Here is a 17,929-nt window from a genome sequence, read left to right as displayed (position 1 = left end):
CCCGACGCCACGCCGCCGTCGCCGCCCTCCTCCGCGTCCCCCACGTCGTCCTCGCCGTCAACAAGATGGACCTCGTCGAATACCAGGAGTCCGTCTTCGCCGCGATCGCCGAGGAGTTCACGGCGTACGCCTCCGAGCTGGGCGTCCCGGAGATCACCGCGATCCCGATCTCGGCGCTCGCCGGTGACAACGTGGTGGAGGCGTCCGCCAACATGGACTGGTACGGCGGGCCGACGGTCCTGGAGCACCTGGAGACCGTGCCGGTCAGCCACGACCTGGGGCACTGCCACGCCCGGCTTCCCGTGCAGTACGTGATCCGCCCGCAGACCGCCGAACACCCCGACTACCGGGGCTACGCCGGCCAGATCGCGGCCGGTGCCTTCCGTGTCGGCGAGAGCGTGACCGTGCTGCCCTCCGGGCGCACCTCGAAGGTCGCCGGGATCGACGTGCTGGGCGAGCCCGCCGACGTCGCGTGGACGCCGCAGTCGGTGACCCTCCTGCTGGAGGACGACATCGACATCTCGCGCGGCGACCTGATCGTGCCGAGCAAGGACGCGCCGCCGACCACGCAGGACATCGAGGCGACCGTGTGCCACGTCGCCGACCAGCCGCTCACCGTGGGACACCGGGTGCTGCTCAAGCACGGCACCCGCACGGTCAAGGCGATCGTCAAGGACATCCCGTCCCGGCTGACCCTCGACGACCTGTCGCTGCACCCGCACCCCGGTCAGCTCGCCGCCAACGACATCGGCCGCGTCAAGATCCGTACCGCGGAGCCGCTGCCCGTCGACTCGTACGCCGACTCCCGGCGCACCGGCGCGTTCATCCTGATCGACCCCGCCGACGGAACCACCCTGACCGCGGGCATGGTCGGCGAGTCCTTCGCCGCGCCGCAGCCGGTCAAGGACGAGGCCGACGACGACGGGTGGGACTTCTGACATGACGTCCACCGACTTCTACTCCACGTTCGCCAAGGAGGGCGGCCGCGTCGGCAGCGGCGCCCTCGGCAGCGGGCAGGGCGGGGTGGCGCGATGTGCGCGATGACGTACGCGCACTGCCTGCGCGCCCTCACCCCCCACCGCCTGCACAGACGAAGACCTGCCGACCTCCCGGCCACGACCTGAGACACCGTGACCGCCGGGCCAACGAGAGGAACACCTCCCGTGCCTGCCAACCGCAACCGCTCCGCCTTGCTCCGCCGCGGCCTCGCCGTCGCCGCCGCGCTCCCCCTTCTCGCTCTCGCCGCGTGCAGCTACGGCTCCGAGGCGAAGGACGACACCTCCGAGAAGGAGAAGGTCGCCGCCGGGTCCGAGAAGATCGACGGTCTCGACTCCGTGAAGATCGGGTACTTCGGCAACCTCACCCACGCGACCGCGCTCGTCGGCCGCCACGAGGGCCTCTTCCAGAAGGAACTCGGCGCCACCAAGGCCGAGTACACCACCTTCAACGCCGGTCCCTCCGAGATCGAGGCGCTGAACTCGGGCTCGATCGACATCGGCTGGATCGGCCCCTCGCCGGCCATCAACGGCTACACCAAGTCCAACGGCAAGAGCCTGCGCATCATCGGCGGTTCGGCGTCCGGCGGCGTGAAGCTCGTGGTCGACCCGAAGAAGATCAAGTCCCTGAAGGACGTCAAGGGCAAGAAGATCGCGACCCCGCAGCTCGGCAACACGCAGGACGTCGCGTTCCTCAACTGGATCGCGGAGCAGGGCTGGAAGGTCGACGCCGACAGCGGCAAGGGCGACGTCTCGGTCATCCGCACGGACAACAAGATCACCCCGGACGCCTACAAGTCCGGCTCCATCGACGGTGCCTGGGTGCCGGAGCCGACCGCGTCCAAGCTGGTCGCCGAGGGCGGCAAGGTGCTGCTCGACGAGTCCACGCTGTGGCCCGACAAGAAGTTCGTGATCACGAACATCATCGTGTCGCAGAGCTTCCTCAAGGAGCACCCGAAGGTCGTCGAGGCGGTCCTCAAGGGCTCCGTGGCGACCAACAAGTGGATCGGCGCCAACCCGGACAAGGCGAAGGCCGCGGCCAACGCGCAGCTCAAGGTCGACTCCGGCAAGGAGCTCCCGGCCGAGGTCCTGGACCCCGCCTGGAAGTCGATCCAGATCACCAATGACCCGCTGGCCGCCACCCTCAACACCGAGGCGGCGCACGCGGTGAAGGCCGGTCTGCTGGACAAGCCGAACCTGAACGGCATCTACGACCTGACGCTGCTCAACAAGGTCCTGTCGGCCGCGGGCGAGAGCTCGGTCGACGACGCCGGTCTCGGCGCCAAGTAAGCCCGGACACCGATGAGTTCCCAGGAGGTGACGACCATGGCAACAGCTCTCGCCAAGGCCGCCGACGTCACGACGTCGGTGGAGCACGCCGCGCGGATCGAGAACGTCTCGAAGTCCTTCGCCGGACCCGCCGGGCAGCAGCTCGTCCTCGACGACATCACGCTGGATGTCGCGCCGGGCGAGTTCGTCACCCTCCTGGGGGCCTCGGGGTGCGGCAAGTCGACGCTGCTCAATCTGGTCGCGGGGCTCGACGAGCCGACCGCGGGCAGCATCACGACCGACGGGCGCCCGGCCCTGATGTTCCAGGAGCACGCCCTGTTCCCGTGGCTGACCGCGGGCAAGAACATCGAACTCGCCCTGAAGCTGCGGGGGGTGGCCAAGGCCGACCGCCGCGACAAGGCCGAGGAACTGCTCGAACTCGTACGGCTGCAGGGCGCGTACGGGAAGCGGGTGCACGAGCTGTCCGGCGGTATGCGCCAGCGGGTGGCGCTGGCGCGGGCGCTCGCCCAGGACAGCCAGCTGCTGCTGATGGACGAGCCGTTCGCGGCGCTCGACGCCATCACCCGGGACGTGCTGCACGACGAGCTGACCCGGATCTGGCGCGAGACCCGGCTGTCCGTCCTGTTCGTCACGCACAACGTGCGCGAGGCGGTGCGGCTCGCGCAGCGCGTCGTGCTGCTGTCCTCGCGCCCGGGGCGGGTCGCGCACCAGTGGACCGTGGACATACCGCAGCCGCGCCGCATCGAGGACACCGCCGTGGCGGAGCTGTCCGTCGAGATCACCGAACAACTGCGTGGGGAGATCCGCCGTCATGGCCAGCACTGAGACCAAGTCCGCCGCGGCCGTCGACGACAGCCACGACCTGGCGGGTCTGGAGGCGGGCCTGGACGCCCTGGAGACGGTCCACACGGGCCGACCCCCGTTGCGGCAGACCCTCGTCCAGAAGGTCCTGCCGCCCGTCGTCGCCGTCGCGCTCGTCCTCGTCGTGTGGCAGGCGCTGATCACGTTCAAGGTCGTCGACGACCCGACCAAGCTGCCCTCCCCCGGGGACGTGTGGGGTGAGGTCGAGGACGCCTGGCTCCAGGGCAAGCTCTTCGGCTACATCTGGACGAGCGTCTCGCGCGGCCTGCTCGGCTTCCTGCTGGCGCTGGTCATCGGCACACCGCTGGGGCTGCTGGTGGCGCGGGTGAAGTTCGTGCGCGCCGCCATCGGCCCGATCCTGTCCGGCCTCCAGTCGCTGCCGTCGGTGGCCTGGGTGCCGCCGGCCGTGATCTGGCTGGGTCTGAACAGCTCGATGATGTACGCCGTGATCCTGCTCGGCGCGGTCCCCTCCATCGCCAACGGCCTGGTGTCCGGCGTGGACCAGGTACCGCCGCTGTTCCTGCGGGCCGGCCGCACGATGGGCGCCACCGGGCTGCGCGGCACCTGGCACATCGTCATGCCGGCGGCGCTGCCCGGCTACCTGGCGGGCCTGAAGCAGGGCTGGGCCTTCTCCTGGCGCTCCCTGATGGCCGCGGAGATCATCGCCTCCTCCCCCGACCTGGGCGTCGGCCTGGGCCAGTTGCTGGAGAACGGCCGCACCGCCAGCTCCATGTCCATGGTCTTCCTCGCCATCCTGCTCATTCTGATCGTCGGTATCGCCATCGACCTGCTGATCTTCAGCCCGCTGGAGCGGTGGGTGCTGCGCAGCCGCGGTCTGCTGGTCAAGAGCTGAGTCCGACATGCGCCGACCCGCCAGCCCCGTCCTCGTCGTCGTCGCCCACGGCAGCCGCGACCCGCGCCATGCCGCGACGGTGCATGCCCTCGTACGACAGGTGCGGGCCCGGCGTCCGGGGCTGCGCGTGGAGACCGGTTTCCTGGACTTCAACATCCCGTCCGTGCAGGGTGTGCTGGAGTCCCTCGCCGCCGAGGGCGTGCGGGACGTGGTGGCGCTGCCGCTGCTGCTGACGCGGGCCTTCCATGCCAAGGCGGACATTCCGGCGGTCCTGCGGGAGGCCCCCTCCCGGCTGCGCGTCCGCCAGGCCGACGTGCTCGGTCCGTCCCCGCTGCTGACGGCGGCGCTGGAACGACGGTTGTACGAGGCGGGGCTGAGCCCCGCCGACAAGTCCTCGACCGGGGTCGTGCTGGCCTCGGCGGGGTCCACGGACCCGGAGGCGATCGCAGTGATCGCTGAAATCGCGCGGGAGTGGCGGCACACCGGTTGGTGCGCCGTGCGGCCTGCGTTCGCCTCCGCATCTCTTCCGCGCACCGAGGACGCGGTGCGCGAACTGCGCGCCGCCGGCTGCGCCCGGGTGGCGGTCGCCCCGTACGTGCTGGCGCCGGGCTTCCTGCCGGACCGCATCGCCCGGGGCGCCGCCGACGCGGATGTCCTGGCCGACGTCCTCGGTCCCGCCCCCGAGGTGGCCGAGGTCCTGCTGGAGCGCTACGACGCGGCCCGCACGCCGGTCCTGACGGCGCTCGGCGCGTAGGTGGGCGAAGCGCCGGGGCCGGGGGTCAGTCGAAGCTGAGTCCGCCGGTCCGGGTCCTCTTGAGTTCGAAGAAGTCCGGGTGCGTGGCGAGGACCCGGAAGCTGTCGAAGAGTTCGGCCGCCTTCTCGCCCCGCGGGACGGCGCGCAGCACCGGGCCGAACCACACGGTCCCGTCGACGTGGATCGTGGGCGTGCCCACATAGGTGTCCGAGTCCGGCTCCCTGCCCGCGTCGTGGCTGCGGGTCACCGCCTCGTCGTACGCGGGATCGTGCGCCGCGTGCGCCAGTTCGGCCGGGAGTCCGAGTTCGGCCAGGGCCTCGGCGACGACCGCGTCGAAGTCCTCCGTGCGGCGTTCGTGGATACGGGTGCCGAAGGCGGTGTAGAGGTCGCGCAGCACCTTGTCGCCGTGCTGCTCGGCGGCGGCCACCGCCACCCTGACCGGGCCGATCGACCTGTCGACCAGTTCCCGGTACCAGTCCGGGAGTTCGTTGCCGAGATTGTGCAGGTAGAGGCTCATCACGTGGAAGCGGAGGTCGAGCGGGCGCTCACGCTCGACCTCCAGCATCCAGCGGGAGGAGATCCAGGCGAAGGGGCAGGCCGGGTCGAACCAGAAGTCGACGCGAGTGGGTGCGGTGGTCGTCATGGCGCCGAGGCTAGTCCGCGGATGGCCCAGGATCACGGTCCAATACGGCGCGGATTCCCTGGTCCAATCGGGCGGGTCCCGTCAGACCTGGTCCCTCAGACCTGCCCCTCCTGGCCTCCCTCGGGGCTGACAGCGGACCTGGCCCCCGTCAGGCCTGGGACAGCCGCGGGTCCCGGCCGCTGTGGGCGAGGGCGCGGTCGAAGACGGAGACGTCGTCGGGCACGTCCACCGGGTCGGCGAAGCCGTCGTACTGCCGGTAGAGGTCGCCGTGCGTGTCGACCACGTCCAGGACCAGCCGGGCCGCGCCGTCGGAGATCCGGAACCGCTGTCCGGTGGCCGTCGCGACGTCCCAGCCGTGCACCGCCATCTCCTTGACGATCATCGGGGCGAGTTCGGCGGCCGGCATCTTCGCCATCCCGAGATCGACCTCGCCCTCCCAGACGGCGGGGTCGTCCCAGGCGGCCACGGCCCGGTCGAGCTGGTCGGCGTACGCCCGCGCCCAGTCGGAGTCGGCCGTGAAGTCCCGCGTGGTCAGCTCGTCGGGGAGCTGCCTGCGCAGCGCCCGGTGCTCCAGACCGTGCGAGGTGTAGAGGACCCAGTGGTTCACCAGGGCGCGGACGTCCCACGGCGGGCAGTGGGTGGGCCCGGACAGCTGCGCCGCCGTGACACCGCGGGCGACGCGGGCGGCCTCGGTGGCGCACTCGACCATGTACGGATGCACGTTCTTGTACGGCTCGTTCATGCGTCCCACGCTAGGGACTCCGCGTCGGGCCCTCTTGAAGAAACGCGACACGTTCCCGGGCAAGGCCGCGCGCCGAAAGCCTCACACGGATGGGTGCACTCCCCACCGATCCGTGCCACGCTGTCCGCCGTGCGCAAATGGGTGCCCCTCGTCCTGGGCCTGTCCTTTCTGGCCCTCACCACCTTCACGGTGTACTCCGCGACCGTCCAGTGGCAGCGCGGCAGGCTCATCGACGAGACCGGGGTGCAGGTCACCGGAACCGTCACCCGGCTCCTCGACGTGGGCAAGGGCAACAAGAGCAAGGTGATCGCCTACACGGTCGACGGGCGGCGCCACACCCTCCAGAAGGGCTACGACACCAGTCTCCAGGACCCCCGGCGCGGGGACCGGGTCTGCCTGGAGGCGGCCCGCGAGCACCCCGACATCGTCCGCATGTGCGAGGACCACTACCCGCAGGGCGACGACACCTTTCCGGTCTACATACTGGGAGCGGTCTTCGGCACGGCAGGACTGCTGTTCGTCATCGGCCACCAGGTCACCGTCGCACGGCGCACACGCGAGATCGGAACGGCAGCATGAGCACGTCCACCGGCGACACCGAGACCAGCGGCGGCCTCGAGAGCGGCACGGGCACCTTCCTCGTCGGCGGCGACCTGTCCGTGCGCCGCCTCGGGTACGGCACCGCGCAGCTCACCGGCCCCGGGTACTGGGGTCCGCGCGGTGACGCCCGGGACGCGACGGCCGTGCTGCGGCGGGCCGTGGAGCGCGGCGTCACCCTCGTCGACACCGCCGACAACTACGGCCCGTCGGTCGCCGAGGAACTGGTCGCCGAGGCCCTGCACCCGTACGCCGAGGATCTGCTGATCGCCACCAAGGGCGGCGTCGTGCGCACCAGTGACAGCGCCTGGCACGTCTCCGGACGGCCCGAGCAGCTGCGCGCGATGTGCGAGGCGAGTCTGCGCCGGCTGCGTCTCGACACCATCGGCCTGTACCAGCTGCACCGCCTCGACCCGGATGTGCCGATGGCCGAACAGCTGGGCGCGCTCGACGAGTTGCGCGCCGAGGGCAAGATCAGGCACATCGGGCTCGACACCGTCACGGACGGACAGCTGGCGGCGGCACTGGAGCTGACGGACATCGCCTCCGTGCAGAACCGCTACAACCTGCTCGACCGTGCCTCCCAGCCCCTGTTGGAGCTGTGCGAGGCGCGCGGGATCGCGTTCCTGCCGTGGTTCCCGCTGGGCAACGGTTCGCTGACCTCCGACCCGGTGTGCGCGGGGATCGCCGCCGCGCACGGGGCGACGCCGGGGCAGGTCGCGCTGGCCTGGCTGCTGCGCCGCTCCCCCGTGCTCTGCCCGACGCCGGGCACCGGCAGCCTCGCCCACCTGGAGGAGAACCTGGACGCGGGCGCGGTCCGGCTCACGGACGAGGACATGGACCGTCTCGACGCCCTCGCGGACACCCCGCCCGGCTCCCTCGGTTGACCTTGCCCCTGGGGCAGACCTCAGAGTCCCGCGCATGGACCTCCACCGCAGACAGAGTGTGTTCAGCGATCCCGGTGGCCTGGACATCGCCGGGCTCCCCAGGGACCCCGGCAGCCTCGCCCGCATCGTCAGGGACGTGATCATCCACCGGGGCGAGGGGGAACGCTTCGGCGTGACCCTCCCCGAGGCGCGGCTGCACGAGGACGCCGAGTCGCGCTACGTGACGGAGATCCTGCGCCTGCTCGGCGAGCGCTCGGACCGTCCGCTGACCGAGCGGCGGGAGCCGGCCGAGCGGTTCGTCGGGACCTGCCGGGACTTCTCGCTGCTGCTGTGCTCGTTGTTGCGCGCGACGGGCACGCCCGCCCGGCTGCGCTGCGGGTTCGCCACGTACTTCGTCGAGGGCTTCCACGAGGACCACTGGGTCACCGAGTACCGCCTCCCGGACGGACGCCTGCGGCTCGTGGACGCGCAGATCGCCCACGGGCCCTACGACGTGGACTTCGATCCGCTGGACGTCCCGAGGGACCGCTTCGTGGTGGCGGGGCAGGCCTGGCGGGAGTGCCGGGCCGGGCGCGCGGACCCGTCCGGTTTCGGTGTCAGCCGGCTGGAGGAGATCAGGGGTCTGTGGTACGTCCGCGGCAACGTCCTGCACGATCTCGCCGCGCTCAACGGCGTCGAGGTACTGCCCTGGGACGGCTGGGGCCCCGAGATCCTCGACGACGCGTCGCTGACCGCCGAGGATCTCGCGTTGACCGACGCGGTCGCCGCCGCCGGATCCGAGGAGGAACTGCGCCGGCTGTACCGCGACCCCCGGCTGCGTGTGCCGGACGAGATCGTCTCGTACACCGCATATCAGGGCGTACGGAAGGTCACTCTGCGCCCACGCTGAACGGGGTGCCCTGGTGGAAGTACAGCAGCCAGCCGTCCACCGACCGCCGCCACAGCGAACTGCGGTGCGCGCGCCGGCCGTTGTGGCCCTCCGTGTCGAAGGTGAGGTGGACCAGGTCCGCTGCGAGCTGCACTCCCCGCATCCGCGACGCGGTCATCGGACGGGTCCCCGCCCCGGGCACAGCGGTCAGCTCGGCGATGATCGAGGCGCGGTCCCACAGCCGGCCGGAGGAGCCGAACTCGTGGAACTCGGGGTGCAGCAGCGCCCCGAGCCGCTCGGGCGACCGGCGGATCGCGGGGTCCAGCAGGCGCAGCTCGCCCTCGATGGCCGCCTCGACGGCGGCGTTGCGCTCAAGCACCGGTCAGCTCCTCCAGTTTGACGACGGTGTTCCAGTTGCGGGTGGTGGCGAGGATCCCCTTGAGGAGCTTCGGCCGGGCCAGTGCCTCGGCCAGCTTGGAGCGGCCGAGCCCGTCGGGGGTGTACAGGTACAGGACGCGGTCGCCGAGGCGGTACTCCTCGGGGAGGAACGCGTCCGGGGCGACTGCGGCGAAGCGCTGCGCGTCGACGGGGCCGGAGAAGTAGGTGGCGTGCAGTTGCTTCGCCTCCAGCTCGGCCTCCGGGAAGGGGCACGCCTCGCGTACGGCCTTGAGGTAGGCGTGGTCGCGCACCAGCACGCCGACGGTGAAGCCGAAGTGCTTCTCGACGGCTTCGGCGAGCTGTGCCGCGAGGGACTCCTCGTCGCCGCGATCGCTGCTGAACACGACGTTGCCGCTCTGCAGATACGTGCGCACGTCGCCGTGGCCGAGCCCCTCCATCAGGGTGCGCAGTTCGGCCATCGGCACCTTCTTGGCGCCGCCCACGTTGATCCCGCGCAGGAGTGCCGCGTACCTCGTCGTCATCCGCACACCATACGGCCGCCGCGGTGTGCCGGGCGGACGTGACGGCGAGGGGGCCCGGAGCGGCTCGCCCCTGATCCACATCCCCGAGAAGTCGGTTTACATGTAGGGGGCTTCCATCCTCCCCAGTGCGGAGATGCCGGGGTCCGCGGGTAGGACTCGCGGGCCCCGGGGTTCACCAGGCAGCACGACGAGACGCGCTTATCCGGCCCATACCTTCGTATCGAAAGGTGACGGCAGGGGGCCGTCGCCGCACACGAGGGGGCTTGCCCGTCATGGGGAACGGAGACACACGGGTGCGGGGCTTCGCCGCGCGGGCCGGCGGCTGGAGCGCCCGGCACCGATGGGCGGCCGTCGGGATATGGGTGCTGTTCGTCGTCCTGGCCATGGGGCTGGGCTCGGCCGCCGGCCGCGTCGACGTCAGCGAGAGCGATCAGCTCAAGGGCGAGACGCACACCGCCGCCAAGATCATCGAGGATGCGGGGATCGAGGAGCCGGCGAGCGAGACCGTCCTGGTCCAGTCGAAGGACGGCGGCCCGAAGGCCACGGACGCCGCGTTCAAGGCCGCCGTCGGCGCGGTCGTCGACGCCGTCGACGCGACCGGCAAGGTCACCGACGTGCAGTCGCCGTACGACACGCGGACGATCTCCGAGGACGGGCGGAGCGCGCTGGTCCAGTTCGACATGCGCGGCGACTCGGACACCGCGGGCGACCGCGTCGAGCCCGTCCTGAACGCCGTCGAACGCGTGCAGAAGGACCACTCGGAGCTGCGGATCGAGGAGATCGGCGGCGCCAGCATGATGAAGACGTTCGACGACGCGTTCGGGGACGACTTCCAGAAGGCCGAGTACTCCGCCGTTCCGGTGGCCCTCGGCATTCTGCTCATCGCCTTCGGCGCGCTGGTGGCCGCGCTGCTGCCGGTGGCACTGGCCGTCACCGCGATCATGGCGACGATGGGCCTGATGGGCATCGTCAGCCACCTCCAGCCGATGAGCGACACCGCCAACTCCGTGATGCTGCTGGTCGGTCTGGCCGTCGGTGTCGACTACTGCCTGTTCTACCTGCGCCGGGAACGCGAGGAGCGCGCGGCGGGCCGCGACGCCGGTGCCGCCCTGCGGATCGCCGCCGCCACCAGTGGCCGTGCGATCGTCGTCTCCGGTGTCACGGTGTGCGTGGCGATGGCGGGCATGCTGTTCACCGGGCTCGCCGAGTTCGAGGCGATGGGCCTGGCCTCGCTGATGGTCGTGGCGGTCGCCATGGTCGGGTCGGTGACGGTGCTGCCGGCGCTGCTCTCGCTGCTGGGCGAGCGGGTCGAGAAGGGCCGTATCCCCTTCCTGCACAAGGCCATGCAGCGCCGCGCGGAGCGCACCAACGGCGAGAGCCGGTTCTGGACCGCCGTCCTGCGCGGCGTGCTCGCCAAGCCGGTGGTCTCCGTGGTGGTGGCGGCCGGTGCGCTGCTGGCGATCGCGGCTCCCGCGGTCGGCATGAAGACGCAGAACCTCACGCTGGACCAGGAGTTCGGCGACTCCCTGCCGATCGTGCAGACGTACAACCGGGTCAACGACGCCTTCCCGGGCGGCTCCGAGCCGGCCGAGGTCGTCGTCAAGGCCGCCGACATCAACGCCCCCGAGGTGAAGAGCGCTCTCGCCGACTTCAAGGACCGGGCGATCAGTTCGGGCGCCTCGCGCGGCCCCGTCGAGATCAAGCTGCACGACGCGCAGAACATCGCCTACGTGTACGTCCCGCTGGTCGGCGGCTCCGACCTCGACAAGGCTGGCGCCAGCCTGGAGAAGCTGCGCGACGAGGTACGGCCCGCCACGCTCGGCAAGGTGGACGGTGTCCAGGCACCGATCACGGGACAGGTCGCGGGCTCGCACGACTTCAACGACCAGCTCGGCGGCGCGGTCCTCCCGGTCTTCGCGTTCGTGGTGGTCTTCGCCTTCCTGTTGATGCTGCTGTCGTTCCGCTCGCTGACGGTCGCGGTCACCTCGATCCTGCTCAACCTGCTGTCGGTGGGCGCCGCCTACGGCATCCTCGTCGCCGTCTTCCAGCACGGCTGGGGGGCGTCCCTGGTGGGGGCGGAGGGCGTCGGCGCCATCGTCACCTGGCTGCCGCTGTTCCTCTTCGTGATCCTGTTCGGACTGTCGATGGACTACCACGTCTTCGTGGTCTCGCGGATCCGCGAGGCACGGCTGCGGGGCCGCACCACCAGGGACGCGATCCGGCACGGTGTGGTCACCACGGCGGGTGTGGTCACCAGCGCCGCGGTCATCATGGTCGCCGTCTTCGCGATCTTCGGCACGCTGTCCATGCAGTCCATGAAGCAGATGGGTGTGGGCCTGGCCGCGGCGGTGCTCATCGACGCGACGATCATCCGCGGTGTGCTGCTGCCCGCCGTGATGGCCCTGCTCGGCGAGCGCAACTGGTACCTGCCGAAGTGGATGCACCGGCTGCCGGACCTCACGCACGACGAGTCGCCGGAGCCGGTGGCGCCGCCGGTCGCCCGGGAGGGTGAGCGGGCCGGGGTGTAGCCCGCGGCACCACCGGACGGCAACCGCGCTCGGACAAGGGCCTGCCGGTCTCCCTCAGGGGGACCGGCAGGCCCTTCGCCTATGCGCGCCGGGGCAGTTCGGCCTCGATGAGGTCGGCCGCCCGCCGGGTGCCTCCCTCGTGGGCCATCTGCGTCCGGATCTCCTTCAGCCGACGGGCGACCTCCGGGTCGTCCACCAGGGCGAGGGCGGTGGCGCGCAGGGCCTCGGCGGTGGCCTCCTCGGTGGACAGCCGGCGGGCGACTCCGAGCGCCTGGAGCATGTCGGCGTTGCCGAACTGGTCCACGGCCTGGGGCACGGCGATCATCGGCGTGGCGGTGGCCAGTCCCTCCTGGCTGCCGCCCGCTCCGGCGTGCGTGACGAACAGGTCGGCCTGCTTCAGGATCGCCAACTGTGGTACCCAGGAACGGACTTGCACGTTCCCCGGCAGCTCGCCGAGTTCGGCCGGGTCGACGTGTTCGCCGATCTGGAGCACCAGGTGCCAGCCCGGCAGGTCACCGAACGCCGCCACGCACTCCCGGTAGAAGTCGGGCTGCTTGGTGAAGGCGGAGCCGAGCGAGACGAGGGCCACCTTCTCGGCGCCGGCCGGCCGCCGCCAGTCGCCCTGCGCCGTGCGGTCGCCCTGGCAGGCGCCGACGAAGGTGTGGACCCGTTCGTCGACGCGGTCGGCGTGGGGCTGGAGTGCCTTGGGGATCAGGACGAGCGAGCGGGCCGGGCGCCCGGCGAAGGGGTCGGGGTGCTGGGTGATCCCGTTCTCCGCCAGCCAGGCCTCGAAGCGGGCGTAGTAGGCCCGGCCGCGCTCGGTCCGCTTCGGCTCCGCCCACATCGGCTCGGCGACCTCCTCCTCGTAGCCGTCCCAGGCGACCAGGTTCGGCGAGAGGGACACCGCGGGCACCCCCCAGCGGTGGGCGAGGACGCGGGCCGGGTAGGAGGCGATGTCGTGCAGGACGAGGTCGGGCTCGTCCCCCTCGTAGGCCGCGATCAGCTGGGGCAGTGCCTGGATCGCGTCGTTCAGGAACGGCTCCACGTTGTCCAGCAGCGTGGCCCCCCAGGCCTCCGGGTCGGCGCCGGGGCCGGGCAGGACGGAGGTGTAGGGCACGGGCCGGGCCCCGGTCTCCGCCACCTTCTCGGCGAACACCGGCGGGATGCCGTAGGTGACCCGGTGCCCCCGTGCGACGAGCTCGCGGATCACCTCCAGGCTCGGGTTCACATGGCCGTGGGCGGCGATGGAGAACATGGCGATGTGTGCGGGAGTGGTCATGGGAGCGAGACTAAACAAGACGATACGTCTCGTCCAATTCTTTTGCTCTCCTGTCGCGTGCGAGCCTTGGGGCTCCTGTCGCGGGTGAGCCCTGCGGCTCCGGCCGCGGGCGAGCCGTGGCGCCTGGCCGCGGGCAAGCCGTGCGGCCCCGGCCGCGGGCGAGCCTTGCGGCTCCGGGCGCGGGCGAACCTTGCCGGCTCCGGCCGCGGGCGAGCCGTGCGGCTCCGGGCGCGGGCGAACCTTGCGGCTCCGGCCGCGGGCGAGCCGTGGGGTCTGGCCGCGGTCCGGCCCTGCACCGCTTCTGGGCCGTGTGCGCCGGCGGCATCAGGCGCTGCCGCGACCGGCGGACCCTCACCGGACAGCACTCCGCGCCGACGGTCGTGGCCCCGGTCCGCGTCCGGCTCGGCGTGCTCGGGCTCGTCGCGGCGACGGCGGCGATCGGCCCGTACCGGCCGGCCGGCCGCGCGCCCTGCGGGAGCCGGCTCCACGGTCACTGACAGCGCCGCCCCGGGGCTGCGCGCCACGGCGGGCCCCGGAGCCACCGGCGCTCAGCGCTGGTAGCGCGCCAGCACCAGATTGCCGTCCTTCTCCAGACGGCGGCGCAGTTCGCCCAGCCCGATCGCTCCGCTGTAGTACTCCTGGAACGCGGGGGTGGCGACCCTGTCCTTCCACTCGGGATAGCCGCGCACGGACTGGGCCGGGGCCGGGCTGAGCCGGTCGGCGAGCGCGGTGCCGGTGGCCCAGCCGTACTTGTCCGTGTGCAGGGCCGGGTCCTTCAGGGCCTCGGTGCCGGTGGGGAGCATCCAGTCGCCCAACGCCAGCCGGACCATGTTCTTCGGCCGGAGCAGGAAATCGACGAACTCGGCCGCCTCCTTCTTGTGCGGGCTGTCCTCGGCGATCGAGAGGGTCTGCGGGCTGACGCCCTGGGTGAGCCCGTCGGCGCCGGCCGGGGCGGGCAGCACCTGCCAGTCGAAGCCCTTCGGCGCCTGCTGCACGATCTGCTGACGGTAGGAGAAGCCGAGCGGGACCATCGCGTACTTGCCGCCGAAGAAACCGGGCAGCGTGTCCGAGCCACCGCTGCCGAGCGTCGAGTCCGGGGCGCTGCGATCGGTGCCGACCTGGTCGTGGATCGTGCGTGGCACGAGCTGGTCGCCGGCCTCGAAACGCACGGTCACCTTGCCGTCCGCGCCCCGGTGGAACAGCTGCCCGCCCGCCGACAGGGAGAGGTTGAGCGTGGCGGAGACGGGTTCCTTGAGAGGCCAGGCGACGCCGTACCTGCCGTCCCCGCTGAGCTTCTTGGTGACCTGCCGGAACTCGGCCCAGCTCCACGGCCGTTCGGGGGTCGGTATGCGCACCCCGGACTTCCGCAGCCGGCCGGCGTCGGCGATCAGCACCCGCGGCTCCTGGAGGAACGGCACGCCGTAGATACCGTCACCGAAGGTCGCGGTCCGCCAACTGCGCTGCGGGATGTCGGACTTGAGGCGATCGGACAGCAGCCCCCGCAGATCGGCGAGATAGCCGCCGTAGGCGAAGTCGGCGAGGTCGTCCGAGGCGTCGTGGATGACGTCCGGGGCCTCACCGCCCTCGAAGGACGTGAGCAACTGGTCGTGGACGCTGTCCCAGCTCCCCTGGACGTACTTCACCTTGACGTCCGGGTGGGTCGCGTTCCACTCCGCCACCAGGTCCTTGTTGGCGGCGACGGACTCCTGCTGCCAGGCGAGGGACTGGAAGCGGAGCGTGATCACTCCGTGCGCGTCGCGGCCGCTGTCCGTGCACGCGGTGAGCAGCAGGCCGAAGACGGCCAGGATCACCAGGAGTCTCGTCCTCATCAGCTCTTCACCGCCCCGGCGAGCATGCCGCCCGTGATCCGTTTCTGGATGATCGCGAAGACGACCAGTGACGGCAGGGTCGCCAGGAACGCCGCGGCGGCCAGCGGGCCGAGGTCCGCGACCCCCTCCGCCCCGATGAAGTGTGTGAGGACGACCGGCAGCGTCTGCTTCTCCGGGGTCTTCAGCAGGACGAGCGCGAAGAAGAACTCGTTCCAGGCGCTGATGAACGCGAAGAGTGCCGTCGCCACGATGCCGGGGGCGAGGAGCGGTGCGGTGATCGAGACCAGGGTCCGCACCCGGCCCGCGCCGTCGACCGCGGCCGCCTCCTCCAGTTCGGCGGGCACCGCCCGCACGTATCCGACCAGCATCCACAGCGCGAACGGCAGCGCCCACACCACGTAGACCATGACCAGTCCGGGCACCGAGTCGATCAGCCGGAGGTTCTTCAGGAGCAGGAAGAGCGGGATGATCACGAGCACGAACGGAAACGCCTGGCTGACCACGACCCACCCGGTGGCGGCCTTGGCGAGCGGCGTGCGGCGCCGGGCGAGGACGTACGCCATCGGTGTGGCGATCAGCACGGCGATGAGTGCGGCACCGAGGGCCGCGACCAGGGAGTTGAGCGCGGCGCGCAGCAGCGGCTGTTCGTCGAAGGCCTGACGGAAGTTGGCGAGGGTGGGGTCCTTCGGTATCCAGGTGGGGTGCAGACTCGCCAGCTCGCGCGCCGGTTTGAACGCGGTGGAGACGAGCCACAGGAACGGGAAGGCGAGGAAGAGGAGATAGGCGAGGAGCGCGAGGTACTGTCCCGCGCGGGCGCCCTTGCCGGTCCTCACGCGTCCTCACCCCCGCTCAGACGGCCGACGAGGTGCACGGCGAGGATCACCGAGATCACCGCGACCATCACACAGCCCATCGCCGCCGCGTAGCCGAACTGTCCGTAGCGGAAGGCCTCTTCGTAGGCGAAGAGCATCGGGAGCCGGGTACGGCCCCCCGGACCGCCGTTGGTCAGCACGTACACCAGGGCGAAGGAGTTGAAGTTCCAGATGAAGTTGAGTGCGGTGACGGCGAGTGCGACCGGCCGCAGGGCGGGCCAGGTCACGGTGCGGAAGCGCCGCCAGGCGCCCGCGCCGTCCATCGCGGCGGCCTCGTGGAGTTCGCGCGGGGTGTTCTGCAGTCCGGCGAGCAGCGTGACCGTGGTCTGCGGCATGCCCGCCCAGACGCCGACGACGATCACGGCGGGAAGGGCGGTGCCGAGGCCGCTCAGCCAGTCGTGGCCGTCGCCGAGGCCGAGGTCGCGCAGGGTTTCGTTGATGATGCCGGCGTCCGGGTTGTAGACGAGCCGCCACATGATGCCGACGACGACCTCCGGCATGGCCCAGGGGATGATCGCGAGGGCGCGGGCGAGCCAGCGCAGCCGGAGGTCCTGGTCGAGGAGGAGGGCGAGCCCGAGGGCGAGGAGGAACTGCGGCACGGTCACGCCGACCGCCCACAGCAGACCGATCCGGAACGACTCCCAGAACAGCGTGTCGTGCAGCAGGTCCTGGAAGTTGAGCGTGCCGATCCACTGCGTGGCCGCGGTCCGGCCGGACTGCGCGTCGGTGAAGGCCAGCGCGATCCCGTAGAGCAGGGGTCCGACGCTGAGTACCAGGATCGGGATCAGCGCGGGCAGGACCAGGAACCAGGCGCCGCGGTCGGCCGCGCGGCGGCCGCCGGCGCGGACGGGCGCACGCTTCACCGACCGCCTCGTCGCGGTCGCCAATGTCATGGAATCGGCTCCTTTGGGCGGCTCGTGGGGGTCTGGCCGCCCGGGCGGCCCCCGTCATGGTCGTGAAGCAGGGGTGGGCCGTCAAGGCACCGTGCACGCACTCCGACCTGTGCGAATGCGACACTGGCCGACGGATGGCGTGAACACGACGCCATACGCGAGGACTGCGCGGGACCTGCACGAGTGCCGCACAAGGACGGAGGCGACGGATGGACGAGGCACGGGCGCGTGACGTACTGGCCGGGGCGGGGGTGCTGCCCGGCCCGGCACGGGACGCAACGCTCCTCGCCCTGGGTGAGAACGCGGTGTTCGCCGCCGGTGACCTGGTCGTCAAGGTCGGGCGCGACGCCGAACTCCTCGACCGCGCCCGGCGCGAACTGGACATCGCCGCCTGGCTGGCCGAGGCGGGCGTCCCCGCGGTGCGCGCCGCCGAGCCGAAGGCCCTGCTGACCGACGGCCATCCGGTGACCGTGTGGCACCGGCTGCCGGACCCCGTACGCCCCGCGGAGCCGAGGGATTTGGCCGAACTGCTACGGGTGGTGCACGCCCTGCCCTCGCCTTCCTTCGCCCTCCCGCCGCGCGAGCTGCTGGGCGGTGTGGAGCGCTGGCTGCGGCTCGCGGGTGAGGCCGTCGACCCCGCGGACGCGGCGTACCTGCGGGCGCGGCGCGACGGCTTCGCGGCTGCCGCTGCAGCACTCACCCCGCATCTGCCACCGGGCCCGATCCACGGCGACGCACTGCCCCGCAACGTCCATGTCGGCCCCGACGGCCCCGTCCTCGTCGACCTGGAGACCTTCTCCGCCGATCTGCGCGAGCACGACCTGGTGGTGATGGCGCTGTCCCGGGACCGCTACGGGCTGCCGGCCGAGGCGTACGAGTCGTTCACCCGGACGTACGGCTGGGACGTCCGTGAGTGGGAGGGGTGCTCGGTGCTCCGCGGAGCGCGGGAGACCGCGAGCTGCGCCTGGGTCGCCCAGCACGCGCCGGCCAATCCCAAGGCCCTGGCCGAGTTCGAGCGGCGGGTGGCGTCGCTGCGCGACGGGGACGAGACCGTGCGCTGGTACCCCTTCTGACGGAACGCCTCGGTGCGCACGGGGCGCGACGGCGACACGACGCGG

The 17,929-nt window shown here is 71.5% G+C and carries 18 protein-coding genes and 1 pseudogene; 11 read left to right on the top strand and 8 right to left on the bottom strand.

What is annotated here, in order from left to right:
* The 5 genes from ABEB03_RS16595 to ABEB03_RS16575 all read left to right on the top strand — a co-directional run.
* The coding region (locus tag ABEB03_RS16595) for an elongation factor 1-alpha C-terminal domain-related protein (RefSeq protein ID WP_345648724.1) at positions 1 to 938 on the top strand (938 nt) is incomplete at its 5' end.
* Positions 939 to 1,163: 225 nt separating this feature from the next.
* Positions 1,164 to 2,285, top strand: a complete 1,122-nt coding sequence (locus ABEB03_RS16590) for an aliphatic sulfonate ABC transporter substrate-binding protein (protein ID WP_345648720.1) — start codon at positions 1,164 to 1,166, stop codon at positions 2,283 to 2,285.
* Positions 2,286 to 2,321: 36 nt separating this feature from the next.
* Entirely contained in the window at positions 2,322 to 3,110 is a 789-nt protein-coding gene (locus ABEB03_RS16585) for an ABC transporter ATP-binding protein (RefSeq protein WP_345648717.1), read from the top strand.
* Complete coding sequence (locus ABEB03_RS16580) at positions 3,097 to 3,999, top strand: ABC transporter permease (RefSeq protein WP_345648714.1); 903 nt, start codon at positions 3,097 to 3,099, stop codon at positions 3,997 to 3,999. Before ABEB03_RS16585 ends, ABEB03_RS16580 begins: the two co-directional genes overlap by 14 nt.
* Positions 4,000 to 4,006: 7 nt before the next feature.
* Positions 4,007 to 4,753, top strand: a complete 747-nt coding sequence (locus ABEB03_RS16575) for a sirohydrochlorin chelatase (RefSeq protein ID WP_345648711.1) — start codon at positions 4,007 to 4,009, stop codon at positions 4,751 to 4,753.
* Positions 4,754 to 4,778: 25 nt separating this feature from the next.
* Here ABEB03_RS16575 and ABEB03_RS16570 read toward each other — a convergent pair whose 3' ends face one another.
* Both ABEB03_RS16570 and ABEB03_RS16565 read right to left on the bottom strand, forming a co-directional pair.
* Positions 4,779 to 5,396, bottom strand: a complete 618-nt coding sequence (locus ABEB03_RS16570; RefSeq protein ID WP_345648708.1) for a mycothiol-dependent nitroreductase Rv2466c family protein — start codon at positions 5,394 to 5,396, stop codon at positions 4,779 to 4,781.
* Positions 5,397 to 5,544: 148 nt separating this feature from the next.
* Positions 5,545 to 6,138, bottom strand: a complete 594-nt coding sequence (locus ABEB03_RS16565) for a TIGR03086 family metal-binding protein (protein WP_345648704.1) — start codon at positions 6,136 to 6,138, stop codon at positions 5,545 to 5,547.
* Positions 6,139 to 6,267: 129 nt separating this feature from the next.
* On the opposite strand from ABEB03_RS16565, the gene ABEB03_RS16560 reads away from it, so the two are divergent.
* From ABEB03_RS16560 to ABEB03_RS16550, 3 genes are read left to right on the top strand one after another with little or no spacing between them, the layout of a single operon-like run.
* Positions 6,268 to 6,717, top strand: a complete 450-nt coding sequence (locus ABEB03_RS16560; protein ID WP_345648701.1) for a DUF3592 domain-containing protein — start codon at positions 6,268 to 6,270, stop codon at positions 6,715 to 6,717.
* On the top strand, positions 6,714 to 7,622 hold the full coding sequence (locus tag ABEB03_RS16555; protein ID WP_345648698.1) for an aldo/keto reductase: 909 nt from the start codon (positions 6,714 to 6,716) through the stop codon (positions 7,620 to 7,622). Before ABEB03_RS16560 ends, ABEB03_RS16555 begins: the two co-directional genes overlap by 4 nt.
* A gap of 34 nt (positions 7,623 to 7,656) precedes the next feature.
* A complete protein-coding gene (locus ABEB03_RS16550) occupies positions 7,657 to 8,511 on the top strand; it encodes a transglutaminase-like domain-containing protein (RefSeq protein WP_345648696.1) in 855 nt (284 codons plus the stop codon).
* Here ABEB03_RS16550 and ABEB03_RS16545 read toward each other — a convergent pair.
* Both ABEB03_RS16545 and ABEB03_RS16540 read right to left on the bottom strand, forming a co-directional pair.
* On the bottom strand, positions 8,492 to 8,869 hold the full coding sequence (locus tag ABEB03_RS16545) for a nuclear transport factor 2 family protein (RefSeq protein ID WP_345648693.1): 378 nt from the start codon (positions 8,867 to 8,869) through the stop codon (positions 8,492 to 8,494). The genes ABEB03_RS16550 and ABEB03_RS16545 overlap by 20 nt on opposite strands.
* Positions 8,862 to 9,410 (bottom strand): DUF1697 domain-containing protein, encoded by a 549-nt coding sequence (locus ABEB03_RS16540; RefSeq protein WP_345648690.1) that lies wholly within the window; start codon positions 9,408 to 9,410, stop codon positions 8,862 to 8,864. The genes ABEB03_RS16545 and ABEB03_RS16540 overlap by 8 nt, the downstream gene beginning before the upstream one ends.
* Positions 9,411 to 9,682: 272 nt before the next feature.
* On the opposite strand from ABEB03_RS16540, the gene ABEB03_RS16535 reads away from it, so the two are divergent.
* On the top strand, positions 9,683 to 11,938 hold the full coding sequence (locus ABEB03_RS16535; protein ID WP_345648687.1) for an MMPL family transporter: 2,256 nt from the start codon (positions 9,683 to 9,685) through the stop codon (positions 11,936 to 11,938).
* 79 nt (positions 11,939 to 12,017) lie between these two features.
* Here the strand turns inward: ABEB03_RS16535 and mgt are convergent.
* Positions 12,018 to 13,254, bottom strand: a pseudogene (gene mgt, locus ABEB03_RS16530) (macrolide-inactivating glycosyltransferase).
* Positions 13,255 to 13,333: 79 nt separating this feature from the next.
* On the opposite strand from mgt, the gene ABEB03_RS45340 reads away from it, so the two are divergent.
* Positions 13,334 to 13,714 (top strand): DUF6336 family protein, encoded by a 381-nt coding sequence (locus ABEB03_RS45340; protein WP_425589247.1) that lies wholly within the window; start codon positions 13,334 to 13,336, stop codon positions 13,712 to 13,714.
* Between the two features lie 51 nt (positions 13,715 to 13,765).
* Here the strand turns inward: ABEB03_RS45340 and ABEB03_RS16525 are convergent, their stop codons facing one another.
* Genes ABEB03_RS16525 through ABEB03_RS16515 form a run of 3 tightly spaced genes read right to left on the bottom strand, consistent with a single transcriptional unit; the run spans position 13,766 to position 16,811 of the window.
* A complete protein-coding gene (locus tag ABEB03_RS16525; protein ID WP_345648683.1) occupies positions 13,766 to 15,046 on the bottom strand; it encodes an ABC transporter substrate-binding protein in 1,281 nt (426 codons plus the stop codon).
* Entirely contained in the window at positions 15,046 to 15,879 is an 834-nt protein-coding gene (locus tag ABEB03_RS16520) for a carbohydrate ABC transporter permease (RefSeq protein ID WP_345648681.1), read from the bottom strand. Before ABEB03_RS16520 ends, ABEB03_RS16525 begins: the two co-directional genes overlap by 1 nt.
* Positions 15,876 to 16,811, bottom strand: coding sequence for a carbohydrate ABC transporter permease (locus ABEB03_RS16515; RefSeq protein WP_345648679.1), 936 nt, complete (start codon positions 16,809 to 16,811; stop codon positions 15,876 to 15,878). The genes ABEB03_RS16520 and ABEB03_RS16515 overlap by 4 nt, the downstream gene beginning before the upstream one ends.
* 209 nt (positions 16,812 to 17,020) lie before the next feature.
* Between ABEB03_RS16515 and ABEB03_RS16510 the strand changes: the two genes are divergently transcribed.
* Entirely contained in the window at positions 17,021 to 17,884 is an 864-nt protein-coding gene (locus tag ABEB03_RS16510) for a phosphotransferase enzyme family protein (RefSeq protein WP_345648676.1), read from the top strand.
* Positions 17,885 to 17,929: the final 45 nt, after the last annotated feature.

Source organism: Streptomyces siamensis (assembly GCF_039543605.1).
Classification (GTDB): Bacteria; Actinomycetota; Actinomycetes; order Streptomycetales; family Streptomycetaceae; genus Streptomyces; species Streptomyces siamensis.
This window is presented reverse-complemented; position numbering and strand designations above follow the sequence as displayed.

Excerpts from the sequence above, each read along its gene's own strand:
- ABEB03_RS16585 (WP_345648717.1), top strand. The coding sequence starts at position 2,322 with ATGGCAACAGCTCTCGCCAAGGCCGCCGACGTCACGACGTCGGTGGAG.
- ABEB03_RS16580 (WP_345648714.1), top strand. The coding sequence starts at position 3,097 with ATGGCCAGCACTGAGACCAAGTCCGCCGCGGCCGTCGACGACAGCCAC.
- ABEB03_RS16575 (WP_345648711.1), top strand. The coding sequence starts at position 4,007 with ATGCGCCGACCCGCCAGCCCCGTCCTCGTCGTCGTCGCCCACGGCAGC.
- ABEB03_RS16570 (WP_345648708.1), bottom strand. The coding sequence starts at position 5,396 with ATGACGACCACCGCACCCACTCGCGTCGACTTCTGGTTCGACCCGGCC.
- ABEB03_RS16565 (WP_345648704.1), bottom strand. The coding sequence starts at position 6,138 with ATGAACGAGCCGTACAAGAACGTGCATCCGTACATGGTCGAGTGCGCC.
- ABEB03_RS16555 (WP_345648698.1), top strand. The coding sequence starts at position 6,714 with ATGAGCACGTCCACCGGCGACACCGAGACCAGCGGCGGCCTCGAGAGC.
- ABEB03_RS16550 (WP_345648696.1), top strand. The coding sequence starts at position 7,657 with ATGGACCTCCACCGCAGACAGAGTGTGTTCAGCGATCCCGGTGGCCTG.
- ABEB03_RS16540 (WP_345648690.1), bottom strand. The coding sequence starts at position 9,410 with ATGACGACGAGGTACGCGGCACTCCTGCGCGGGATCAACGTGGGCGGC.
- ABEB03_RS16535 (WP_345648687.1), top strand. The coding sequence starts at position 9,683 with ATGGGGAACGGAGACACACGGGTGCGGGGCTTCGCCGCGCGGGCCGGC.
- ABEB03_RS16525 (WP_345648683.1), bottom strand. The coding sequence starts at position 15,046 with ATGAGGACGAGACTCCTGGTGATCCTGGCCGTCTTCGGCCTGCTGCTC.
- ABEB03_RS16515 (WP_345648679.1), bottom strand. The coding sequence starts at position 16,811 with ATGACATTGGCGACCGCGACGAGGCGGTCGGTGAAGCGTGCGCCCGTC.
- ABEB03_RS16510 (WP_345648676.1), top strand. The coding sequence starts at position 17,021 with ATGGACGAGGCACGGGCGCGTGACGTACTGGCCGGGGCGGGGGTGCTG.